This is a genomic window from Micromonospora wenchangensis (genome assembly GCF_002210435.1).
GTDB lineage: Bacteria > Actinomycetota > Actinomycetes > Mycobacteriales > Micromonosporaceae > Micromonospora > Micromonospora wenchangensis.
In genome coordinates this window covers 41,505-64,532 of the sequence record NZ_MZMV01000003.1, presented here as the reverse complement: position 1 = coordinate 64,532, position 23,028 = coordinate 41,505, and the positions used below count along the sequence as shown (strand labels likewise).

The 23,028-nt window shown below is 74.0% G+C and carries 9 protein-coding genes; 5 read left to right on the top strand and 4 right to left on the bottom strand.

Features of this window, described 5'->3' with window-relative positions; genetic code table 11:
* The first annotated feature begins 30 nt into the window (after positions 1–30).
* Genes B5D80_RS02550 through B5D80_RS02540 form a run of 3 tightly spaced genes read left to right on the top strand, consistent with a single transcriptional unit; the run spans position 31 to position 16,819 of the window.
* Entirely contained in the window at positions 31–4,791 is a 4,761-nt protein-coding gene (locus B5D80_RS02550) for a type I polyketide synthase (RefSeq protein ID WP_088642129.1), read from the top strand.
* 59 nt (positions 4,792–4,850) lie between these two features.
* Positions 4,851–15,902: a type I polyketide synthase gene (locus B5D80_RS02545; protein WP_088642128.1), complete on the top strand. Its 11,052-nt coding sequence runs from the start codon at positions 4,851–4,853 to the stop codon at positions 15,900–15,902.
* Positions 15,903–15,913: 11 nt separating this feature from the next.
* On the top strand, positions 15,914–16,819 hold the full coding sequence (locus B5D80_RS02540; protein WP_211291367.1) for a proline iminopeptidase-family hydrolase: 906 nt from the start codon (positions 15,914–15,916) through the stop codon (positions 16,817–16,819).
* A gap of 24 nt (positions 16,820–16,843) precedes the next feature.
* Here the strand turns inward: B5D80_RS02540 and B5D80_RS02535 are convergent, their stop codons facing one another.
* Positions 16,844–17,308 (bottom strand): winged helix-turn-helix transcriptional regulator, encoded by a 465-nt coding sequence (locus B5D80_RS02535; RefSeq protein ID WP_088642127.1) that lies wholly within the window; start codon positions 17,306–17,308, stop codon positions 16,844–16,846.
* A 122-nt stretch (positions 17,309–17,430) separates the two neighbouring features.
* Here B5D80_RS02535 and B5D80_RS02530 point away from each other — a divergent pair, with 122 nt between their 5' ends.
* Positions 17,431–18,297, top strand: a complete 867-nt coding sequence (locus B5D80_RS02530) for an aldo/keto reductase family oxidoreductase (RefSeq protein WP_088642126.1) — start codon at positions 17,431–17,433, stop codon at positions 18,295–18,297.
* 64 nt (positions 18,298–18,361) lie between these two features.
* On the opposite strand, the gene B5D80_RS02525 is transcribed toward B5D80_RS02530, so the two are convergent.
* Positions 18,362–18,616: a phosphopantetheine-binding protein gene (locus B5D80_RS02525; protein ID WP_088642125.1), complete on the bottom strand. Its 255-nt coding sequence runs from the start codon at positions 18,614–18,616 to the stop codon at positions 18,362–18,364.
* Between the two features lie 158 nt (positions 18,617–18,774).
* On the opposite strand from B5D80_RS02525, the gene B5D80_RS02520 reads away from it, so the two are divergent.
* Positions 18,775–20,370 (top strand): D-alanine--poly(phosphoribitol) ligase, encoded by a 1,596-nt coding sequence (locus B5D80_RS02520; protein WP_088642124.1) that lies wholly within the window; start codon positions 18,775–18,777, stop codon positions 20,368–20,370.
* 144 nt (positions 20,371–20,514) lie between these two features.
* Here the strand turns inward: B5D80_RS02520 and B5D80_RS02515 are convergent, their stop codons facing one another.
* The gene (locus B5D80_RS02515; protein ID WP_088642123.1) at positions 20,515–22,059 is read right to left on the bottom strand and encodes an AMP-binding protein; all 1,545 of its coding nucleotides are present in this window, start codon (positions 22,057–22,059) and stop codon (positions 20,515–20,517) included.
* 25 nt (positions 22,060–22,084) lie between these two features.
* Positions 22,085–23,014 (bottom strand): ACP S-malonyltransferase, encoded by a 930-nt coding sequence (locus B5D80_RS02510; RefSeq protein ID WP_088642122.1) that lies wholly within the window; start codon positions 23,012–23,014, stop codon positions 22,085–22,087.
* Positions 23,015–23,028: the final 14 nt, after the last annotated feature.

Below are 23,028 nucleotides of genomic sequence, written 5' to 3'. Positions count from 1 at the left end.
CCGTCGGCGCCGTCCGGGAATGGGTTCCTGATGTCCAACGAACAGAAGCTTCGTGACTACCTGCGGCGGGTCACGGCCGACCTGCACGAGACCAGCGAGCGGCTCCGCGACATCGAGGAGCGCGCCGCCGAACCGATCGCCATCGTCGGCATGGGCTGCCGGTACCCAGGCGGGATCGACTCGCCCGAGGCCCTGTGGGACCTCGTCGTCGCCGGCACCGACGCCATCTCCGGCATGCCCACCGACCGGGGCTGGGACCTCGACCGGCTCTACGACCCGGACCCGGACCACCCCGGCACCAGCTACACCCGCGAGGGCGGCTTCCTCTACGACGCCGCCGACTTCGACCCCACCTTCTTCGGCATCTCGCCCCGCGAAGCCGCCGAGATGGACCCGCAGCAGCGGCTGTTCCTGGAGACGTCCTGGGAGGCGTTCGAGCGGGCCGGTATCGACCCGCTGTCGCTCAAGGGCAGCCCCACCGCCGTTTTCACCGGCGTCGTCTACCACGACTACCCGAACAGCTGGGGTGCCGGCAGCATCGTCTCCGGCCGGCTGTCCTACACCCTCGGGATGGAGGGGCCGGCGGTCACCGTCGACACCGGCTGCTCGTCGTCGCTGGTCGCCCTGCACTGGGCGTGCCAGTCGCTGCGCGCCGGGGAGTCGTCGCTCGCCGTCGCCGGTGGGGTCACCGTGATCGGCACCCCCGACGCGTTCGTCGAGTTCTCCCGGCAGCGGGCGCTGTCCTTCGACGGCCGGTGCAAGGCGTTCGCCGACACCGCCGACGGCACCGGCTGGGCCGAGGGCGCGGGCGTGCTGGTGCTGGAACGGCTCTCCGACGCCCGCCGCAACGGGCACCCGGTGCTCGCCGTCGTGCGCGGCTCCGCGATCAACCAGGACGGCGCGTCCAACGGCCTCACCGCCCCCAACGGGCCCTCCCAGCGCCGGGTCATCCGGGCCGCGCTGGCCAACGCCCGCCTCGCCGCCCAGGAGATCGACGCGGTCGAGGCGCACGGCACCGGCACCCGGCTCGGCGACCCGATCGAGGCGCAGGCGTTGTTCGCCACGTACGGTCGGGACCGGCCCGCCGACCGGCCGCTCTGGCTCGGCTCGCTGAAGTCCAACATCGGCCACTCGCAGGCCGCCGCCGGGGTCGGCGGGGTGATCAAGATGGTGCAGGCGATGCGGCACGGGCTGCTGCCCCGCACCCTGCACGTCGACGAGCCCAGCAGCGAGATCGACTGGACGCCCGGCACGGTACGGCTGCTCACCGAGCCGATGGACTGGCCGCAGACCGGCCGGGCCCGCCGCTGCGCGGTCTCCTCGTTCGGCATCAGCGGCACCAACGCGCACGTCGTGCTGGAAGAGGTGCCCCCGGCCGAGGAGGAAGCACAGCCGGCCAACCCGCCCGTGCTGCCGTGGGTGGTCTCCGGGTACACCGACCAGGCGCTGCGCGCCCAGGCCGAGCGGCTGCTGTCCCACCTGGACGCCGCGCCGGCCGAGCCCGCCGCGGTGGGCCGTACGCTGGCCGGCCGGGCCCGGCTCGCGCACCGGGCCGTGGTGCTCGGTGCGGACCTGCCGCAGTTGCGGGCCGGGCTCGTCCCGGTCGCCGCCGGTCAGCCCGCGCCGAACGCGGTCACCGGCACCGCCGACGCCGCCGGCCGGGTCGTCTTCGTCTTCCCCGGCCAGGGCGCCCAGTGGGTCGGCATGGCCGCCGCGTTGCTGGACTCCTCGCCGGTCTTCGCCGAGCAGATGGCCCGCTGCGCCACCGAGCTGCGCGCGTACGTCGACTGGGACCTGCTCGATGTGGTCCGGGGGGTGCCCGGCGCACCCTCCCTGGAGTGGGTGGACGTCGTCCAGCCCGCCCTGTGGGCGATGATGGTCTCCCTCGCCGCCACCTGGCGCAGCTACGGCGTGGAACCCGACGCGGTGGTCGGCCACTCGCAGGGTGAGATCGCCGCCGCCTGCGTGGCCGGTGGACTCTCCCTGGCCGACGGGGCGCGGGTGGTGACCCTGCGCAGCCGGGCCATCGGCGAGAAGCTGGCCGGCCGGGGCGGCATGGTCTCGGTCGGGCTGCCCGCCGACCGGGCGCAGGAACGGATCGCCCAGTGGGCGGGCGACATCTCCCTCGCCGTGGTCAACGGCGCGGGTTCGGTGGTGGTCTCCGGCACGCCGGAGGCGCTGCGCGAACTCGTCGCCGCACTCACCGAGGAGGGGGTGCGGGTCAAGCAGGTCGCCGTCGACTACGCCTCGCACTCCGCCCAGGTGGAGCTGCTGGAACACCGGCTGCTGGAGGACCTGGCCCCGATCAACCCGCGCACCGGGACGATCCGGATGCTGTCCACCGTCACCGGCGACTGGGTGGACACCGCCACCCTCGACGCCCGCTACTGGTACGACAACCTCCGCAACACGGTCCGGTTCGACCCGGCGATCCGCTCTCTCGCCGGGCAGGGCTGGACCGGGTTCGTGGAGGTCAGCCCGCACCCGGTGCTCGGCATGGGGATGCAGGAGACGCTGGAGTCGGCGGACCGTCCCACCGTCGTCACCGGCACCCTGCGCCGTGACGACGGTGGCCTGGACCGGCTGCTCACCTCCCTGGCCGAGCTGTACGTCCGGGGCATCGACGTGGACTGGGCCGCCGCCCTGCCCGGCACCAGTCGGGCGGACCTGCCCACCTACGCCTTCCAACACCAGCGCTACTGGATCGCGCCGACCACCGCCGCCCCGGCCGGCGGCGGCACCGACGCCGGGTTCTGGGACGCCGTGGAACGCGCCGACGTCGACCTGCTCGCCGACGGCCTCGGCGTGGACACCGCACTCGTCGGCGAGGTGCTGCCCGGCCTGACGTCGTGGCGGTCCCGGCAGCGCGACGTCGCCACCGTGGACGGCTGGCGCTACCGGGTGGTGTGGCGGCCTGCCGAGGTGCCCACCGGCGGGCAGCTCACCGGCGTGTGGTGGGTGGTCGCCCCGGCGGCGCTGGCCGACGACGAGCGGCTGCGTACGCTCGCCGACGGGTTGGCCGCCCGGGGTGCCGAGGTGGTCACCGTCACCGGCACCGACCACGCCGGCCGGGAGGCCCCCGCCGGGGTGCTCTCCCTGCTCGCCCTCGACGAGGGGCCCGACCCGCTGGGTGTCGGCCTGTCCGCCGGGATCACCGCCACCGTGTCGCTGGTGCACGCGCTGGCCGCGTCCGACTTCACCGGCCGGCTCTGGTGCGTCACCGCCGGTGGGGTCGGCGTGGACCGGTTCGAGCCGGTCGCCGACCCGGCCCAGGGTGCCCTGTGGGGTCTGGGCACCGTGCTCTCCCTCGACTACCCCGGCTGGTGGGGCGGCCTGGTGGACCTGCCCGCCGAGTGGACGCCGCAGACCGTCGACCGGCTGGCCGACGTGCTGACCGGCGGCGGCGAGGACCAGGTGGCGCTGCGGGCGGCCGGCACGCTGGCCCGCCGGATGGTCCGCCACCCGGTGACCGGGGCACCCGAACGGCGCTACACGCCCACCGGCACCGTCCTGGTCACCGGCGGCACCGGTGGCGTCGGCGGGCACGTCACCGAATGGCTGGTCGGCAACGGCGCCCCCCGGGTGGTGCTGGCGAGCCGGCGTGGCCCGGCGGCACCGGGCGCGGCCGAGCTGACGGCCCGGCATCCGGGTGTCGAGGTGGTGGCGTGTGACGTGGCGGACCGGGACGCGGTGGCCGCGCTCCTGGCCGACCTCGGTGACGAGCTGACCGCCGTGTTCCACGCCGCCGGGGCGCTGCACCCCGAGGTGCCGTTGGGGCAGACCGGCCTCGACGACTTCGCCGACGTGTGCCGGGCGAAGGTGCTCGGCGCGGTGCACCTCGACGAACTGCTCGCCGACCGGTCGTTGGACGCGTTCGTGGTGTTCTCCTCCGGTGCCGCGGTGTGGGGCAGCGCCGGTCAGGCCGGGTACGCGACCGCGAACGCGTACCTCGACGCGCTGGCGCACCGGCGGCGCAGCCGGGGCGCGGTCGCCACCTCGGTCGCCTGGGGCAGCTGGGGCGGCGGCGGTGGGATGGCCGGCGGCGAGGTCGGCGCGCACCTCGACCGGCTCGGCGTCGGCGTGATGGACCCCCGGCTCGCCGTCGACGCCCTCGGGCAGGCCCTCGACCACGACGAGAGCCACCTCGTCGTCGCCGACATCGACTGGGCCCGGTTCGCCCCCATCTACACCCTGTCCCGGCCCCGGCCGCTGCTGGCCGAACTGCCCGACGCCGCACCGGAGGCCGCCGAGGCCACCGACGCGGGGTCGTCGTCGGCGCTCGCCGACCGGCTCGGCACGCTGCCCGAGGCCGAACAGCGCGCCCTGCTGCTGGAGACCGTCCGCACCAACGTGGCCGCCGTGCTCGGCTACGGCGACGCCGAACTGGTCGAGCCGCAACGCGCGTTCAAGGAACTCGGCATGGACTCGGTGACCGCCGTCGAGCTGCGCAACCGGCTCAGCGCCGCCACCGGCGTACGGCTCTCCGCCACCCTGGTGTTCGACCACCCCAACCCGACCGCCCTGGCCGACCAGCTCCGGGCCGAACTCGGCTACACCGGCGACACCGCCGGCGGCCTGCTCGCCGAGCTGGACCGGCTGGAGGTCACCGTGGCCGGCCTGACGCCGGAGGAGATCGAACGCAACCGGGTCACCGCCCGGCTCCAGTCGCTGCTGGCGAAGCTCAACGAGACGCTCAGCACCACCACCGGCACCACCCTCGTCGACCGGCTCGAAACGGCCTCCGCCGACGACGTGTTCGACCTGATCGACAAGGAACTCGGCATGACCTGAGCCGCCACCGCGCTCCCGGAGCAACGTGTCCCGCTGGCAACGAGTTTGGTGAGGTTCGGATGGCGAACGAAGAGAAGCTCCTCGAGTACCTGAAGCGGGTCACCGCCGATCTGCACCGCACCCGGGAGCGGCTGCGCGAGGTCGAGTCGCAGGAGCAGGACCCGATCGCGATCGTCGGCATGGCCTGCCGCTACCCGGGCGGGGTCAACTCGCCCGAGGACCTGTGGCGGCTGGTCGCCGACGGTGTCGACGCCATCGGCGAGTTCCCCACCGACCGGGGCTGGGACACCGCCGCCCTCTACGACGCCGACCCGGACGCCGCCGGCAGCAGCTACGTCCGACAGGGCGGGTTCGTCCACGACGCCGACGAGTTCGACGCCGAGTTCTTCGGCATCTCGCCCCGCGAGGCGCTGGCGATGGACCCGCAGCAGCGGCTGGTGCTGGAGGCGAGCTGGGAGGCGTGCGAGCGGGCCGGCATCAACCCCGACACGTTGCGCGGCGGCCCGGTCGGCGTCTTCGTCGGCTGTGGCGGCCAGGACTACTGGGACCGGCTCACCGTGCTGCCCGAGCCGGTCGAGGCGTACATGAGCACCGGCAGCTCCGGGGCGGTGGTCTCCGGTCGGGTCGCGTACAGCCTCGGGTTGGAGGGGCCGGCCGTCACCGTCAACACCGCCTGCTCGTCGTCGCTGGTCGCGCTGCACCTGGCCGCGCACGCGCTGCGGCAACGCGAGTGCGGGATGGCCCTGGCCGGTGGCGTCACCGTGATGTCGACGCCCGGCGCGTTCGTCGCGTTCAGCCGGCAGCGGGGGCTCGCCTCCGACGGTCGCTGCAAGCCGTTCTCCGAGGACGCCGACGGCACCGGCTGGGGTGAGGGCGTCGGCATGCTGCTGCTGGAACGGCTCTCCGACGCCCAGCGCAACGGCCACCGGGTGCTCGCCGTCATCCGGGGCTCGGCGATCAACCAGGACGGCGCGTCCAACGGGCTCACCGCCCCCAACGGGGTGGCCCAGCAGCGGGTCATCCTCCAGGCGCTCGCCAACGCCGGACTCACCTCCACCGACGTCGACCTGATCGAGGCGCACGGAACCGGCACCACCCTCGGCGACCCGATCGAGGCGGAGGCGCTGATCGCCACGTACGGGCACGACCGGCCGGCGGACCGGCCGCTCTGGCTCGGCTCGGTCAAGTCCAACATCGGCCACGCCCAGGCCGCCGCCGCCGTCAGCGGTGTGATCAAGATGGTGATGGCGCTGCGGCACGGCGTGCTGCCCAAGAGCCTGCACGTGGGTGAGCCGTCGACCCACGTCGACTGGTCCGCCGGCACGGTGCAGCTGCTGACCGAGGCGCGGCAGTGGCCCGACCACGGCCAGCCGCGCCGGGGCGGGGTGTCGTCGTTCGGGGTGAGCGGCACCAACGGGCACGTGATCCTGGAGCAGGCCCCACCGGTGGAGGCCGTCGAGCCGGCCGGGACGGCCGAGCCGCCGGTGGTGCTCTGGCCGCTGTCCGGCCGGTCGGCGGCGGCGCTCGCCGGTCAGGCCGCCCGGCTGCGGGAGTTCGTCACCGACGAACGTCCGGTCGACGTCGGGTTCTCGCTGGGCACCACCCGGGCCGCCGGCGCGTACCGGGGTGTGGTGCTCGGTGACGACGTGGCCGGCCTGGAGGCCCTGGCCGCCGGTGGTGGCCTGTCGGGTCGGGCCGTCGCCGGTCGTACGGCAGTGTTGTTCACGGGTCAGGGTGCGCAGCGGGTCGGCATGGGTCGTGAGTTGGCGGAAGCGTTCCCGGTGTTCGCTACCGCTCTGGACGAGGTGTGTGCGGCGTTCGGGCCGCTGCTGGACGGTGATCTGCGGGAGGTGATGTTCGCCGACCCGGACGGTGTTCTCGACCAGACGGGGTGGACGCAGCCGGCGTTGTTCGCGGTCGAGGTGGCCCTGTTCCGCCTGGCCGAATCCTGGGGGTTGAAGCCGGACTTCGTGGCCGGGCACTCGATCGGTGAGTTGGCCGCCGCGCACGTCGCTGGTGTGTGGTCCCTGGAGGACGCCTGCCGGGTGGTGGCGGCCCGTGGGGGTCTGATGCAGGCGCTTCCGGCGGGTGGCGCGATGCTGGCCATCGCCGCCCCGCTGGCCGAGCTGGATCTCGGCGATGTGGACGTGGCGGCGGTGAACGGTCCCCGGGCGGTGGTGGTGTCCGGTACGGAGGAGCAGATCGCGGCGCTGGAAGCGTCCCTTGAGGTGAAGACGCGTCGGTTGCGGGTGTCGCACGCGTTCCACTCGCACCTGATGGACCCGATGCTCACCGAGTACGGGCAGGTCGTGGACGCTGTGACCGCGAATCCGGCGGGCATCCCGCTCGTGTCGACCGCGACCGGTGACCTGGCCGGCGACGACGAACTCGGTTCGGTCGAATACTGGCAGGGTCAGGTGCGCGGCACCGTCCGGTTCGCCGACGCGGTCGCCGCTCTCGCCGCCCGGGGTGTGACCCGGTTCGTCGAGATCGGGCCGGACAGTGTGCTGACCGCGATGGTGGGCGACTGTGTGGAGGACGCCACCGCCATCGCCCTCCAGCGGCGCAAGCGCGAGCAGGTAGAGGCGTACGCCACCGGGATGGCGCAGGCGTGGATCAGCGGCGTCGACCTCGACTGGGCGGCCGTCAACCCCGGCGGCCGGACCGTCGACCTGCCCACCTACGCCTTCCAGCACCAGCGGTTCTGGCTGGACGCCACGGCCGACCCCGGTGACGCCACCGCGATGGGCCTGGACTCCGCCGACCATCCGCTGCTCGGCGCGGCCGTCACCCTCGCCAACGCCGACGGGGCCGTCCTCACCGGCCGGCTCTCCCTCGACCGGCACCCGTGGCTCGCCGACCACGCCGTCGACGGCGCGGTGGTCTTCCCCGGCACCGGCTACGTCGACCTCGCCCTGCACGCCGGTGCGCAGGTCGGCGTCGAGACCGTCGACGAGTTGACCATCGAGGCCCCGCTGGTCCTGCCCGAACACGGTGGCGTCCAGCTCCAGGTCGTGGTCGGCCCCGCCGGCACCGACCACACCCGCACCCTCCAGGTGTACGCCCGCAGCGCCGACACCGACGCCCCGTGGACCCGGCACGCCAGCGGGGTGCTCGCCCCCGGTTCGCGTACCACCGGGACCGCGCTCACGCAGTGGCCGCCGGCCGACGCCGAAGCGGTGCCCATCGACGACCTCTACCAGCACCTGGCGACCGGCGGCCTCGTCTACGGCCCGGTGTTCCGGGGCCTGCGCCGGGTCTGGCGGCGCGGCGACGAGTTCTACGCCGAGGTCACCCTGCCGGAGGGGGTGGACGCCGACGGGTTCGGCCTGCACCCCGCCGTGCTCGACGCCGGCCTGCACGCCCTCGGCCTCGCCGAGGGCGACACCTTCCGGGGACTGCCGTTCGCCTGGACCGGCCTCAGCCTGCACGCCACCGGCGCGGCGAGCGTCCGGGTCCGGCTCACCCCGGTCGGCTCCGGGGTACGGGTGGCGGTCGCCGACGCGGTCGGCGCACCCGTCGCCACCGTCGACTCGCTGGTGCTGCGTCCCGTCCAGGTGACCCGCCCCGGCGGGGTCGCCGACGCGCTGTTCGACCTGACCTGGCCGGAGATCGGCACCCCCACCAGCACGGTCGTCCCGTCCTGGGCCCACCATCCGGCCACCGGCACTGGGCCGGCCACCCCCGAGGTGGACCTGCTGGTGCTGACCGCCGGCAGCGCCGGGGACGTCACCGGCCCGGAAGCGGTGCACGACGAGGTGAACCGGGTCCTCGGCCTGGTGCAGGAGTGGCTGGCCGGCCCCGACACCCACCGGCTCGTGGTGCTCACCCGGCGCGCCGTCGGCGGCGACGGGACCGACCTGACCGGGGCGGCCGTCTGGGGCCTGCTCCGCTCGGCGCAGGCCGAGAACCCCGACCGGCTGCTGCTGGTCGACACCGACCCGGACGCCGACGTGGCCGCGTCGCTCGCGCTGGCCCTGGCCACCGGCGAGCCGCAGGTACGGGTCCGCGACGGCGTGGTCTCGGTGCCCCGGCTCACCCGTCAGCTCGTCGAACCGGCCACCCCGGACACCCCGCTGTTCGGTACCGGCACGGTGCTGGTCACCGGCGCGACCGGTGCCCTCGGCACGGCGGTGGCCCGGCACCTGGTGACCACGCACGGGGTCACCCGGCTGCTGCTGGTGTCCCGCCGGGGCCCCGCCGCGCAGGGGGCCGACGACCTGGTCGCCGAGCTGACCGCGGCCGGCGCGCAGGTCGAGCTGGTCGCCGCCGACGTGGCCGACCGGGACCAGGTGACGGCCCTCCTCGACGCCCGCACCGACCTGTCGGCGGTGGTGCACACCGCAGGCGTGCTCGACGACGGCGTGGTGTCGTCGCTGTCCACCGCCCGGCTGTCGGCGGTGCTGCGGCCCAAGGTGGACGCCGCATGGCTGCTCGACGAGGCGACCCGGGGTCGGGAGCTGTCGGCGTTCGTGCTGTTCTCGTCGCTGTCCGGGGTGCTGGGTGCGCCGGGGCAGGGCAACTACGCGGCGGCGAACGCGTTCCTCGACGCGTTGGCGGTGTCGCGTCGGGCCGCCGGGTTGCCGGCGGTGTCGTTGGCGTGGGGCCTGTGGGGCGAGGGTTCGGCGATGACCGACCGGCTTGGCGACGCCGACCGGGAGCGGATGTCCCGGGGTGGGGTGCTGCCGCTGGCCACCGCCGACGGGTTGGCCCTGCTCGACGCCGCCGTGGCCAACCCGTACCCGACCGCGGTGCCGGCCCGGCTCGACCTGGCCGCCCTGCGTACCCTCGGCGAGGACCTGCCGTTGCCGTTCCACGGCCTGGTCCGCCCGGCCCGGCGGACGGCCGCCCGCGCCGCCGCCGGCGTCACCACCGGATGGGCGGCGGACCTCGCCGCGCTGTCCACCGAGGAACGCGAACGCGCCGCGACCGCCCTGGTCCTCAGCCAGGTGGCGGCGGTGCTCGGGCACGCCTCCGCCGAACGGATCGACGCCGGCCGGGCGTTCCAGGAGCTGGGCTTCGACTCGCTCACCGCCGTCGAGCTGCGCAACGGGCTCTCCGCCGCCACCGGTCTGCGGCTGCCCGCCACCCTGATCTTCGACTACCCGTCGCCGCGTGACCTGGCCCGGCACCTGCTCAGCGAGATCGCCGGCCCGGACGGCGTCGACGCCGTCCGGAAGGTCGCCACGGCCGTCGCCGAGGACGAGCCGCTGGCGATCGTCGGGATGGCCTGCCGCTACCCCGGCGGCGTCACCTCGCCCGAGGACCTGTGGCGGCTGATCGCCGACGGCGCGGACGCCATCGACGGTTTCCCGACGGACCGGGGCTGGGACCTGGCCCGGCTGTACGACCCGACCAGCACCCGCCCCGACACCACGTACGTGGACAGGGGCGGTTTCCTCACCGACGCCGCCGAGTTCGACCCGGTCTTCTTCGGCATCTCCCCCCGCGAAGCGGTGATCATGGACCCGCAGCAGCGGTTGCTGCTGGAGGTGTCGTGGGAGGCGTTCGAGCGGGCCGGCATCGACCCGGGCACCCTGCGCGGCTCGTCCACCGGCGTGTTCGCCGGGGTCATGTACCACGACTACGTCTCCGGGCACAGCGCCGGCAGCGTCGTCACCGGCCGGGTGGCGTACACGCTCGGGCTGGAGGGGCCGGCGGTGTCGGTCGACACGGCGTGTTCGTCGTCGTTGGTGGCGATGCACCTGGCGGGTCAGGCGTTGCGGTCGGGTGAGTGTGATCTGGCGTTGGCCGGTGGGGTGACGGTGATGGCGACGCCTGAGACGTTCGTGGAGTTCTCGCGGCAGCGGGGGTTGGCGCCTGATGGTCGGTGCAAGCCGTTCGCGGCGGCGGCCGACGGGACGGGCTGGTCCGAGGGCGTCGGCGTGCTGGTGTTGGAGCGGTTGTCCGACGCGGTGCGCAACGGGCACCGGGTGCTGGGCGTGGTTCGCGGTTCGGCGGTGAACCAGGACGGCGCGTCGAACGGGCTGACCGCCCCGAACGGTCCCTCCCAGCAGCGGGTGATCCGGCAGGCCCTGGCCAACGCCGGGGTGTCGGCGGCCGAGGTGGACGTGGTGGAGGCGCACGGCACGGGCACCACGTTGGGTGATCCGATCGAGGCGCAGGCGATCCTGGCGACGTACGGTCGGGACCGGGAGCAGCCGTTGTGGTTGGGTTCGGTGAAGTCGAACCTGGGTCACACGCAGGCGGCGGCCGGTGTCGCCGGGGTGATGAAGATGGTGTTGGCGATGCGGCACGGGGTGGTTCCCCGCACGTTGCACGTGGACGCGCCGAGCCCGCACGTGGACTGGTCGTCCGGCGAGGTGCGGCTCGCCACCGACGAGGTGCGGTGGCCGGCGGTGGACCGGCCGCGTCGGGCGGCGGTGTCGTCGTTCGGCATCAGCGGCACCAACGCCCACGTCATCGTCGAGGAGTACCCGCAGCCGGTCGTGGCACCCGAGCCGACGCCGGCACCGGCCGTGGTGCTCTGGCCGTTGGCCAGCCGCTCCACCGCCGGCCTCACCGCCCAGGCCGGCCGCCTGCGTGACTTCCTCACCGACGAGCGTCCGGTCGACGTCGGGCATTCGCTGGCCGTCGGTCGGGCGGCCCTGGACCACCGGGCGGTGGCCGTCGGTGGTACGGCGGCTGAGTTGGCCGCCGGTCTGGAGGCCCTGGCCACGGGCACCGGCCTGTCGGGCCGGACCGTCGCCGGTCGTACGGCGGTGTTGTTCACGGGTCAGGGTGCGCAGCGGGTCGGGATGGGTCGTGAGTTGGCGGAGGCGTTCCCGGTGTTCGCGCAGTCGTTGGACGAGGTGTGTGCGGCGTTCGGGCCGCTGTTGGATGGTGATCTGCGGGAGGTGATGTTCGCCGACCCGGATGGGGTTCTCGATCAGACGGGGTGGACGCAGCCGGCGTTGTTCGCGGTCGAGGTGGCCCTGTTCCGCCTGGCGGAGTCGTGGGGTCTCAAGCCCGACTTCGTGGCCGGTCACTCGATCGGTGAGTTGGCCGCCGCGCATGTGGCTGGTGTCTGGTCGCTGGAGGACGCCTGCCGGGTTGTTGCCGCGCGTGGGGGTCTGATGCAGGCTCTTCCGGCGGGTGGCGCGATGCTGGCGATCGCCGCGCCGCTGGCCGAGTTGGATCTCGGCGATGTGGACGTGGCGGCGGTGAACGGTCCCCGGGCGGTGGTGGTGTCCGGTACCGAGGAGCAGATCGCGGCGCTGGAGTCCCGTCTTGAGGTGAAGACGCGTCGGTTGCGGGTGTCGCACGCGTTCCACTCGCACCTGATGGACCCGATGCTGGCCGGCTACGGGCTGGTCGTCGACGGGGTCACCGCTAACCCGGCGGGCATCCCGCTGGTGTCGACCGCCACCGGTGACCTGGCCGGCGACGACGAACTCGGTTCGGTCGAATACTGGCAGGGCCAGGTGCGCGGCACGGTCCGGTTCGCCGACACCGTCGCCGCTCTGGCGGCCCGGGGCGTGACCCGGTTCGTCGAGATCGGGCCGGACAGTGTGCTCACCGCCATGGTCGCGGACTGCGTCGACGACGCGGTGACCGTCGCGTTGCAGCGCCGGGACCGGGAACAGGTCGCCGCGTACGCCACCGGGATGGCGCAGGCGTGGATCAGCGGCGTCGACCTCGACTGGGCGGCCGTCAACCCCGGCGGCCGGACCGTCGACCTGCCCACCTACGCCTTCCAGCACCAGCACTACTGGATGCAGGACACCGGGGCGGACCGCGACGTCACCGCCGCCGGGCTGCTCGACGCCGGGCACCCGCTGCTGTCGGCCGTCACCACCCTGCCCGACACCGACGGGCTGATCGCCACCGGGCTGCTGTCCCGGCGTACCCACCCGTGGCTGGCCGAGCACGCGTTGGGCGACACGATCGTGCTGCCCGGCACCGGACTCGTCGAACTCGCCCTCCGGGCCGGGGACCAGGTCGGCTGCGGCCGGCTGGCCGAACTCACCCTCCAGGCCCCATTGGTCGTCCCCGACGACGACGGCGTACAGGTGCAGGTGGCCGTCGGCGCACCCGGCGAGGACGGCGGCCGGCCGGTCACCGTCTACTCCCGGCACCGGGACGCGCCGTGGACCCGGCACGCCACCGGCCTGCTCACCCCGCCCCCGGTCGACCCGCCGGTCGACCCGGCGACCGCCTGGCCGCCGGTCGCCGCCACCCCCGTCGACGTCGACGGGATCTACGAGCGGATGGCCGACGCCGGACTGGTCTACGGCCCGGTCTTCCAGGGCCTGCGGACCGCCTGGCGGCACGGCGACGAGGTGTACGCCGAGATCGCGCTCCCCGGCGACGTGCTCGACGCCGACCGGTTCCACCTGCACCCGGCCCTGTTCGACGCGGCCCTGCACGCCATCGGGCTGAGCCGGGGCGAGGGGAGACCCGCCGTCCCGTTCTCCTGGACCGGGGTCACCGTCCACGCCACAGGTGCGGGCGCACTACGGGTCACCGTCACCCCGGCCGGCCCCGACGAGGTCGCCCTCACCCTCACCGACCAGACCGGCGCACCCGTCGCCCGGGTCGACTCGCTGGTGTTGCGGGAGATCGACGCGGGTCAGCTCGCCGCCGCCCGTACCGGTCGGCAGGAGCACCTCTACCGGGTCGACTGGACCCCGGTGCCGCTGACCGCCACCCCGGCCACCGGCCGCTGGGCGCTGGTCGGCGTCGACGAGTTCAAGGTGGCCGCCGCGCTCGACACCGTCGGTCTGCTCACCGAGACCCACCCCGACCTGCCCTCCCTCACCGCCGCCCTGGACGCGGGCGGGGCCGCACCGGACGTGGTGCTGGTCGCCAGCGTGCAGCCCGACTCCCGGGATCTCGCGGTCGGTGCCCGGCACACCACCGGGCAGCTGCTCACCCTGCTCCAGGGTTGGCTCGCCGACGAGCGGTTGGCGTCGTCCCGACTGCTGGTGCTCACCCACGGCGCGCAGGGTGACCGGGTCACCGAACCGGCCGCGGCGGCGGCCTGGGGTCTGGCCCGGTCCGCACAGTCGGAGAACCCGGGTCGGATCGTCCTGGTGGACCTCGACGACCACGACGGGTCGGCCCAGGCGCTCCCGGCGGTGCTGGCCGGCGGCGAACCGCAACTCGTCGTCCGCGAGGGCGTCGCCCACGCCGCCCGGCTGACCGCCGCGACGGCACCCGACGGCACCCCCGGCAGCGGCTTCACCGACGGCGGCACCGTCCTCGTCACCGGGGCCGGCGGCACCCTCGGCCGGCTCGTCGCCCGCCACCTGGTCGACGCGTACGGGGTACGGCACCTGCTGCTGGCCAGCCGGCGCGGGCCGGACGCGGACGGGATGGCCGCGCTGCGCGACGACCTCACCGCCCGCGGGGCGCAGGTCACCGTGGCCGCCTGCGACCTGGCCGACCGGGAGGCGGTCGCCGCGCTGCTCGCCGGGGTGCCCGCCGAGCATCCGCTGACCGGGGTGGTGCACGCCGCCGGGGTGCTCGACGACGGGATCATCCCGTCGCTGACCCGGGAGCGCCTCGACGCGGTACTGCGTCCCAAGGTCGACGCCGCCACCCACCTGCACGAGTTGACCCGCGACGCGGACCTCACCGCGTTCGTGTTGTTCTCCTCGGCGGCCGGCGTGCTCGGCGGCCCGGGGCAGGGCAACTACGCGGCGGCGAACGCCTTCCTCGACGCGCTGGCGAGCGCGCGACGGGTGGCCGGGCTGCCCGCCCAGTCCCTGGCCTGGGGGCCGTGGGCCGGCGGCGGGATGGCCGACGACCTCGGTGGCACCGACCGGGCCCGGATGTCCCGGGGCGGGGTGTTGCCGATGTCCGCCGGGGAGGGGCTGGCGCTGCTGGACGCCGCGCTGGCCCGCACCGAGGCGGTGCTCGTCCCGCTCAAGGCCGACCTGGGCACCCCGGCGGGCGGCGAGGTGCCGCCGATCCTGCGGGCCCTGGTCACCCCGACCAGGCGGGCCGCGTCGGGGACGAACCGGCCCGACCCGGCGGCGCTGCGGCGTACGCTCGGCGGGCTCGACGCCGACGGGCAGCAGGCGCTGCTGGCCGACCTGGTGCGTGCGCGCGCCGCGACGGTGCTCGGCCACGGCGACGCCGACGACCTCGACCCGGCGCTGCGCTTCGTCGAGCTGGGCTTCGATTCGCTCACCGCGATGGAGCTGCGTACCACCCTCAACGAGGCGACCGGCCTGCGGCTGGCCACCGGGGTGGTCTTCGACCACGGCAGCGTCGACGAACTGGCCGCGCTGCTGCGCACCGAACTGGCCGCGCCGCCGGCCGAGGACCGGGCCGGTACGCCCGACGCCGCCGCCGACTCGATGAGCGCGCTGTTCGGCACCGCCGTCCGGGGCGGTCGGGTACAGCAGGGCCTGGCGTTGCTGCACGCGGTGGCCGACATCCGGCCCAGCTTCGACGGGCCGGCCGACCTGCCGCAGATCCCCGCCCCCCGGCGGCTCGCCCGCGGCGACCAGGGACCGGCGATCGTCTGCTTCCCGTCGCCGATGGCCCTCGGCGGCGACCAGCAGTACGCCCGGTTCACCGCCGAGTTCGGCGGCACCCGGGACGTGTGGACCCTGCCGGTGCCCGGCTTCGGCCGCGACGACAGCCTGCCCGCCTCCGCCGACGCGGCGGTGCGGGTGTTCGCCGAGATGGTCCGCCCGATCGCCGAGCAGGGGCCGTACGTCATCGTCGGCTACTCCTCCGGCGGCCTGTTCGCCCACGCCACCGCCGGTCTGCTGGCCCGGCAGGGGCACGGCCCGACCGGGGTGGTGCTGCTGGACACCTACCTGACCACCGGCAGCACCACGGCGACGTTCTTCACCCACATGCTCGAATCGCTGCTGGACAAGGAGGCCACGTTCGGCGAGTTCAGCAGCGCCCGACTCTCGGCGATGGGCCGCTACATCCGGTTGCTGGAGAGCTGCCCGGTGGAGGCGATCGACGCGCCGGTGCTCTTCGTCCGGCCGCAGGAGTCCATCGTGGCCGGCGGGGACGACGACGGGTGGCGGGCCACCTGGGAGACCCCGCACACGCTCCGGGAGGTGCCCGGCGACCACTTCACCATGATGGAGGGTCAGGCCGGCACGACCGCCGGGGTGGTACGGGACTGGATCGCGCAGTGACGACAGCTGGAGTGGACGACATGACACTGGCACCGACCGCCAAGGGCACCGTCGAGTTCGGCGACCACCGGACGTGGTACCGGGTGACGGGGGAGCTGCCCGGCGACCGGCCGCCACTGGTGGTGCTGCACGGCGGCCCCGGCAGCACCCACGACTACCTGCTCAACCTGGCCGAGCTGAGCCGTACCGGCCGGCCGGTGGTGCACTACGACCAGCTCGGCAACGGCGGCTCCACCCACCTGCGGGGTCGGGGCGCCGACTTCTGGACGGTGGAGCTGTTCCTCGACGAACTGGACAACCTGCTGCGTCAGCTCGGCATCGCCGACGGGTACGTGCTGCTGGGGCAGTCCTGGGGCGGGGTGCTGGCGGCGGCCCACGCGGTGCGTCGTCCGGCCGGGCTGCGTGGCCTGGTCGTCGCCAACGCGCCGGCGTCGTACCCGCTGTGGCTGCCGGAGCTGGACGTGCTGCGGGCCGCGCTGCCCCCCGGGGTGGACGCGACGCTGCGCCGGCACGAGGCCGCGGGCACCACCGGCAGCCCGGCGTACACGGCCGCGATGATGGTCTTCTACCAGCGGCACGTGTGCCGGTGTAAGCCGTTGCCGCCGGAGCTGATGGCCTCCTTCATGGAGATCAACGGTGATCCGACCGTCTACCACGCGATGAACGGGCCGAGCGAGTTCCACATCATCGGCACGCTGCGCGACTATTCGCTGGTCGACCAGCTGCCGCAGATCGACACCCCGACCCTGGTGATCACCGGCGAGTACGACGAGGTCACCCCGGCGGCCGCCCGCCCCTACCACGATCTCGTGCCCGGCGCCCGTTGGGAGATCATCGAGGGGGCCAGCCACCTGCCCCACCTGGAGACCCCGGAGCGGTTCACCGAGATCCTCACCCAGTTCCTCGACAAGCTCTGAACCCGACCGCCCCGGACGGCCCGCTCAGGCGGGGCGGGCCGCCGGGGCGGGGTGCCGGGCGTCGTAGGCCGCCCGGTGGGCGTGCACGTCGTCCAGGTGCGTCTCGGCCCAGCTCTTGAGGGCCCGCATCGTCTCGTGCAGGGAGAAGCCGAGGTCGGTCAGCTCGTAGGTGACCGTGACCGGCACGGTCGCCGTCGCGGTACGGCTGACCAGACCGTCGCGTTCCAGGGTGCGCAGGGTCTGGGTGAGCATCTTCTGGCTGACCCCGGCGAGCAGGCGGGACAGCTCCGAGTAGCGCATCGGCCGGGGGGTGCCGGCGCAGTCCGCGCCGAACGGGTGCGAGCCGTCGGTGCGCAGCGCGGCCAGCACCAGCGCGACCCACTTGTCGGAGATCCGGGCGAGCAGCTCGCGACTGGGACACTGCGCCACGAACGCGTCGTACGCCGCCGCCGTCTCCGCCCGGCGCTCGGCCGCCGTCCTCGTCGTCATCGCCGTTCCTCCCGCGGTCGGTGCGCTACGCACTTTCGGGTGCCTACTTCCCTGCAGAAAGCTACCTCACCGATAGTGGTCCGGTACCACTCCGTTCACCACGAAAGGCCGAGGTAAGTCACATGCCCACCCGCTCTCTGCCCGGCGGCACCTGGACGCTGGGCGACCTGACCGTCACCCGGTTCGGCTACGGCGCGATGCAACTCGCCGGCCCCGGGGTGATGGGACCGCCCGCCGACCCGGACGCCGCGCTGGCCGTCCTCCGCGAGGTCGTCGCCCTCGGCATCACGCACATCGACACCAGCGACGCCTACGGGCCGCACGTCACCAACCGACTGATCCGCGAGGCCCTGCACCCGTACCCCGAAGGGCTGCACCTGGTGACCAAGGTCGGCGCGACCCGGGACCGACAGGGCGGCTGGCCCACGGCGCGGGAGCCGGAGCAGCTGCGCCGGGCCGTCGAGGAGAACCTGGAGAACCTCGGCGTCGAGGCCCTGGACCTGGTCAACCTCCGGCTCGGTGACGCCACGGGGCCCCGGGCCGGCTCCCTCGCCGAGCCGTTCGAGGCGCTCGTCGCACTCCAGCGCAAGGGCCTGGTCCGGCACCTGGGGGTGAGCAACGTGACGCCGGAGCAGGTCGCCGAGGCGCAGTCGATCGCCCCGGTCGTGTGCGTGCAGAACCTCTACAACCTGGCGAACCGGCAGGACGACCCGCTGATCGACAGGCTCGCCGGGCAGGGGGTGGCCTACGTGCCGTACTTCCCGCTGGGCGGGTTCAGCCCGTTGCAGTCCGCCGCGCTGTCGGCCGTGGCCGCCCGCCGGGACGCCACCCCGACGGCCGTCGCCCTGGCCTGGCTGTTGCAGCGCTCACCCAACATCCTGCTCATCCCCGGCACCTCGTCGGTGGCACACCTGCGGGAGAACGTCGCCGGGGCGGGGCTGACGCTCACCGCCGACGACCTCGCCGCGCTGGACGCGATCGGAGGCTGACCGGCGGACCACGAAAGTGCCCGTGACCGCATCCGGTCACGGGCACTTTCGGAACGGGTGCCGCTCACACGGGAGCGGGCACGCCACGCATGTCGGTCAGCACGCTCCACAACGTCTGCGGGGTGGCGAACGTCTCCATCGACATCGCCTCGTCGACGAAGCGCACGTCGTACTCGCTCTCCAGGGTGGCCAGCAGTTCGACCATGGCGAGGGAGTCCAGGCCGGAGTCGCGCAGGCTGGTGCCGGCCAGCAGCGTCTCCTCGGGGTCGAGGAAGGGCAGGTGCTGGCGCAGGATGGCCTCGAACCGTTGATCCCACATGTCCGCGATTCCTTCCGGTGCAGGGTGAGAAAACGCTAACAACGCCCCACGGGCAGTGACGACCCGACAATTTCCCGGCCGCCGCCCGGCCCGGGTAAGGGGTCGTTAGGGGGGTCGATGCGGGTGGGGGCCGGCGGGGCCGCCGATACGCTCCGGCCATGAGTCGAGAGAACTTCGCGCGCACGCACGCCTCCGTGGAGACGCTGCACGAGTTCCTGTTGGCGGGCGCCCGGCTGACGCCCGACAAGCCGGCCGTCATCCAGGCCGTCGGCGGCGAGGTCGGCTCCATCTCGTACCGTCAGCTCGCCCAGCGGGTGGACGGCTACGCCGCCGCCCTCGACGAGCTCGGCCTGGACATCGGCGACCGGGTGATCCTGGAGTCGGACACCTCCCCGACCGCCATCGCGGTCTTCCTGGCCTGCTCGTCGCTGGGCCTGACCTTCATCCCGGTCAGCCCGGAGACCCCGGCCCAGCGGCTCGCGCTGATCGCCGAGAGCACCGCCGCCGCGCTGCACCTGCAACCCGTCGACGGCCGCCGCGAGGGCGTGCCCGCGCCGCTGGGCACCGCCCGGTTCGGCCCGGACGGCATCCAGGTCGAGCGGGCACCCGCGCCGCGCACCCGGCACCGCCGGGAACTGGTGCCCACCGACCCGGCCTACATGATCTTCACGTCCGGCACCACCGGCCGGCCCAAGGGCGTGGTGATGAGCCACCGGGGCGTGCTCGCCTTCTTCCGGGGGATGCTGCGGCACGGCATCGTCTCCGCCGAGGACCGGGTCGCCACCACCTCGCCGTTGCAGTTCGACTTCTCGCTGCTCGACATCGGCCTGGCGCTGGGCAGCGGCGCGGCCGTGGTGCCGGTGCCCCGGTCGCTGCTGCGCTGGCCGCGCCGCTTCGTGCAGTTCCTCGCCGACAGCGGCGCCACCCAGGTCAACGGCGTGCCGTCGATCTGGCGGGGGGTGCTGCGGCACGAGTTCGCCGGGCTGGCCGCGCTCGGCGAGCAGATCCGCGGGGTGCTCTACTCCGGCGAGAACTTCCCCCTGCCCGAGATGCGCGAGCTGCAACGCGCCCTGCCGCACGCCCGGGTGGTCAACTGCTTCGGCAGCAGCGAATCCATTGCCGCGTCCTTCACCGACGTGCCCAACCCGCTGCCCGACGACGTCGACCGGATCTCCATCGGCCACGCCCACCCGGGCGCGGAGATGCTGCTGATCGACGAGGACGGCCGGCCGGTCGACGAGCCGGGTGTGGTCGGGCAGATCCACCTGCGCAGCGCCGCCCTGTTCCACGGCTACTGGAACGACCCGGAGGCCACCGCCGCCGCGCTCGTCCCCGACCCGCTCAACCCGGCCACCGGGCAGGTCGTCTTCCGCACCGGCGACCTGGCCTACCGGGGTGAGGGCGGGGAGCTGTACTTCACCGGCCGGGCCGACTCCCTGGTCAAGGTGCGCGGCAACCGGGTCGAGCTGGGCGAGGTGGAGCGCCGGGTCCGGGAGTTCCCGGGCATCGCCGGGGCCGCCGCGTTGATGCTGCCGCAGGAGGGCAAGGACCCGGTGCTGGCCGCGTTCGTGGTGCTCGACGAGGGCGTCACCGGCGTGGAGGAGATGGAGCTGGGCGCGTTCTGCCTGGAGGCGCTGCCCGACTACATGGTGCCGCAGCAGGTCCGGGTCATCGACGAGCTGCCGGTCAACGCCAACGGCAAGATCGACAGGCGGGCCCTCGCCGAGCGCGCCGGACAGTCCACGCGGCGCTGATCCGGCCCCTGACGGCCCCTGGCCGGTCCCTTCAGGAGGGGGACCGGCCAGGGGTTTTCGCTATGTCGCCACTACGACGCCGAGATGGCGGCATCCGGTGAGTCGGATGCCGCCATCTCGGCGTAACAGCGTCGATCGACCGGATCAGCCCTCGGCGGCCTCGCGGGCCAACCGGGCCCGGTCCACCTTGCGGTTGGAGTTCAACGGGAACTCCGGCACGTGCCGGTACGAACGCGGCAGCATCCCCTTGGGCAGGATCTGCCGCAACTGCCGGGACAGCTCCGCCGGGGCGGTCGGCGCACCCGTGTAGAAGACCACCAGTTCGGTGCCACCGGCCCCGGTACGGGCCACCGTCACCGCGTCCTCGATGCCGGGGCAACCCCGCAGGGCGTGCTCGATCTCGGCCAGCTCCACCCGCCAGCCGTGCACCTGCACCTGCGAGTCGAGCCGGCCCAGGTAGATCAGTTCCTTGTTCTCCAGCCGCCGGACCCGGTCCCCGGTGCGGTACCAGCGCCGGCCGTCACGGACCAGGAACCGACCCTCGTCGTCGGCCGGGTCGAGGTAGCCGGGGGTGAGCTGCGGGCCGGTGATGCAGAGTTCCCCCTCCACCTCGCTGGCCGCGCCCCCGGCGTCGAGCAGCACCCCGTCGTGCCCGTCGTGCAGCGTCCCGATCGGGACCAGACCGTTGACGCACAGCCCCGGCGAGGTCTGCGGCGACCAGCGGTGCCCGGTGATGGTCACGGTCAGCTCGGTCGGGCCGTAGATGTTCTCCAGCGTCGACCCGGGGGCCGCGTCCTGCCAGTCCACCGCGTCGGCCGCGTGCAGCGCCTCCCCGGCGAAGAAGCTCCACCGCAGCGACGGCATCGCCGCCGCGGCCAGCCGGCCGGTCCGCCGGACCAGGGTGATCGCGCTCGGCGTGGAGAACCACACGGTCAGTCCCCGCTCGGCCACGAACGCCGGCACGTCCCGGTACGCCGCCGGCGGCACCGGGTGCACGCTCGCCCCCGCACCCCAGGCGCAGAACAGGTCGAACATCGCGCAGTCGAAGTTCAGGTCGAACGACTGGGAGAACCGGTCGTCCGGGCCGAAGTCGTACCTGTCGTCCAGCACCGAGAAGTAGTGCCGCAGGTTCCCGTGGGTGATCGGCACCCCCTTGGGCCGCCCCGTCGACCCGGAGGTGAACAGCACGTAGGCGATGTCGTCGGGGCCGGCGGGGCGGGGCGCGGCCAGCGGCGTCGCCCCGACCACCGGCAGCCGCGGGCCGGTACCGCTGCCGCGCGGGTCCACCACCGGCGCGAACACCGGCACCCCGGCGACCGCGTCGCCCATCTCCGCCCGGACCGCCAACCCGGCCTCGTCGAGCAGCAGGGTGGAGACCCCGCACGCGGTGAGCATCCCCGCCGTCCGGGCCGCCGGGAACTCCGGGTGCAGCGGCACGGCGGTCGCGCCGACGTACAGGGTGGCCAGCAGCCCCGCGTACGACTCCAGGGTCTTGCCGGCCAGGATGCCGACCACCCGGGGCGGGCCGTCCGGGCCGGCGGCCAACGCCCCCGCCCAGCGCAGCGCGGTGGCGTGCAGCTCCTCGTAGCTGACCGGGCCGGACGGCAGGTGCAGGGCGGTGGCCCGGGGTGCCGCGGCCAGCCCCTGGAGGAACCGGCCGTGCAGGGCGTAGTCGGTGTGCTGGGTCATCTCGTCCTCCGTGCTCTACCGGCGCTCAGGCGGCCACGGTGCGCCGGATCGGCCGCATCGCCCGTCGCGGGTCCACGATGGTGGTCCGGAAGTTGCGGACGGTGGCACCGACCCGGCCCCACAACCGGTCCGGCCCGCAGACGTGCACCGTCTGCACCCCGGACCGCTGGAACGTGGCGACCACCTCCGGCCAGCGCACCGGGGTGACGATCCCGTCGAGCAGCATCGTCCGGACGCCGTCGGCGGTGGTGCGTACCGTGCCGTCCTGGTCGGCGACGACCGGGATCTGCGGGTCGGTGAAACGCAGCGAGCCGAACAGCTCCGCCTCCACCCGGTCGCGCAGCGGCCCGAACGCGGCGGCGTGCAGCGGCGGGTCCATCACGTACAGCGGCAGCCCGCCGCCGGCCCGCAGCCGCTGCGCCAACCAGTCGGTACGCCCCTCGTGCAGGGTCACCATCCAGAAGTCGGTGTCCACGTAGCAGGAGATCTCGTACCACTCGCCGGCCTCGTCCAGCTCGGCCAGGATCTCCCGCAGCCGCTCGGCCGGGGTCCGGACGAACGACATCGTCACCACGCCCCGTTGCTCGGCGGTGAAGTACTCCGTCTCGATCCGGGACAGCCGCGCGGTCATCCGGACCGCCTCGGCGAAGTCCAGCGCGCCGCTGAACACGGCGGCGGCCTTGCCGCCGAAGCTGGGCCCGGCGATCAGGTCCGGCCGCAGGTCCATGGTCCGTTCCGCCCACCGGGCCAGCGCCACGCAGTTCACCAGGAAGGCCACCTGGGCGTACTCCGAGTAGTCGCTGTCGCTGTCGCGGTACCTGGCGAACAGGTCGTAGTCGAGGGCGTCGCTGGCGGTGGCGAGCAGCTCGCGGGCGTCCCGGTCGATCAGCATGAACTTCGCGACGTCGGCGAAGTCGCACGGACCCATCCCGGGAAAGACGATGGCGCTGGTCATCTGGGGCGTCCTTG

Bases quoted from the DNA above. Each gene is read 5' to 3' on its own strand.
- B5D80_RS02550 (WP_088642129.1), top strand. From the start codon at position 31: ATGTCCAACGAACAGAAGCTTCGTGACTACCTGCGGCGGGTCACGGCC.
- B5D80_RS02545 (WP_088642128.1), top strand. From the start codon at position 4,851: ATGGCGAACGAAGAGAAGCTCCTCGAGTACCTGAAGCGGGTCACCGCC.
- B5D80_RS02535 (WP_088642127.1), bottom strand. From the start codon at position 17,308: ATGACGACGAGGACGGCGGCCGAGCGCCGGGCGGAGACGGCGGCGGCG.
- B5D80_RS02530 (WP_088642126.1), top strand. From the start codon at position 17,431: ATGCCCACCCGCTCTCTGCCCGGCGGCACCTGGACGCTGGGCGACCTG.
- B5D80_RS02525 (WP_088642125.1), bottom strand. From the start codon at position 18,616: ATGTGGGATCAACGGTTCGAGGCCATCCTGCGCCAGCACCTGCCCTTC.
- B5D80_RS02520 (WP_088642124.1), top strand. From the start codon at position 18,775: ATGAGTCGAGAGAACTTCGCGCGCACGCACGCCTCCGTGGAGACGCTG.
- B5D80_RS02515 (WP_088642123.1), bottom strand. From the start codon at position 22,059: ATGACCCAGCACACCGACTACGCCCTGCACGGCCGGTTCCTCCAGGGG.
- B5D80_RS02510 (WP_088642122.1), bottom strand. From the start codon at position 23,014: ATGACCAGCGCCATCGTCTTTCCCGGGATGGGTCCGTGCGACTTCGCC.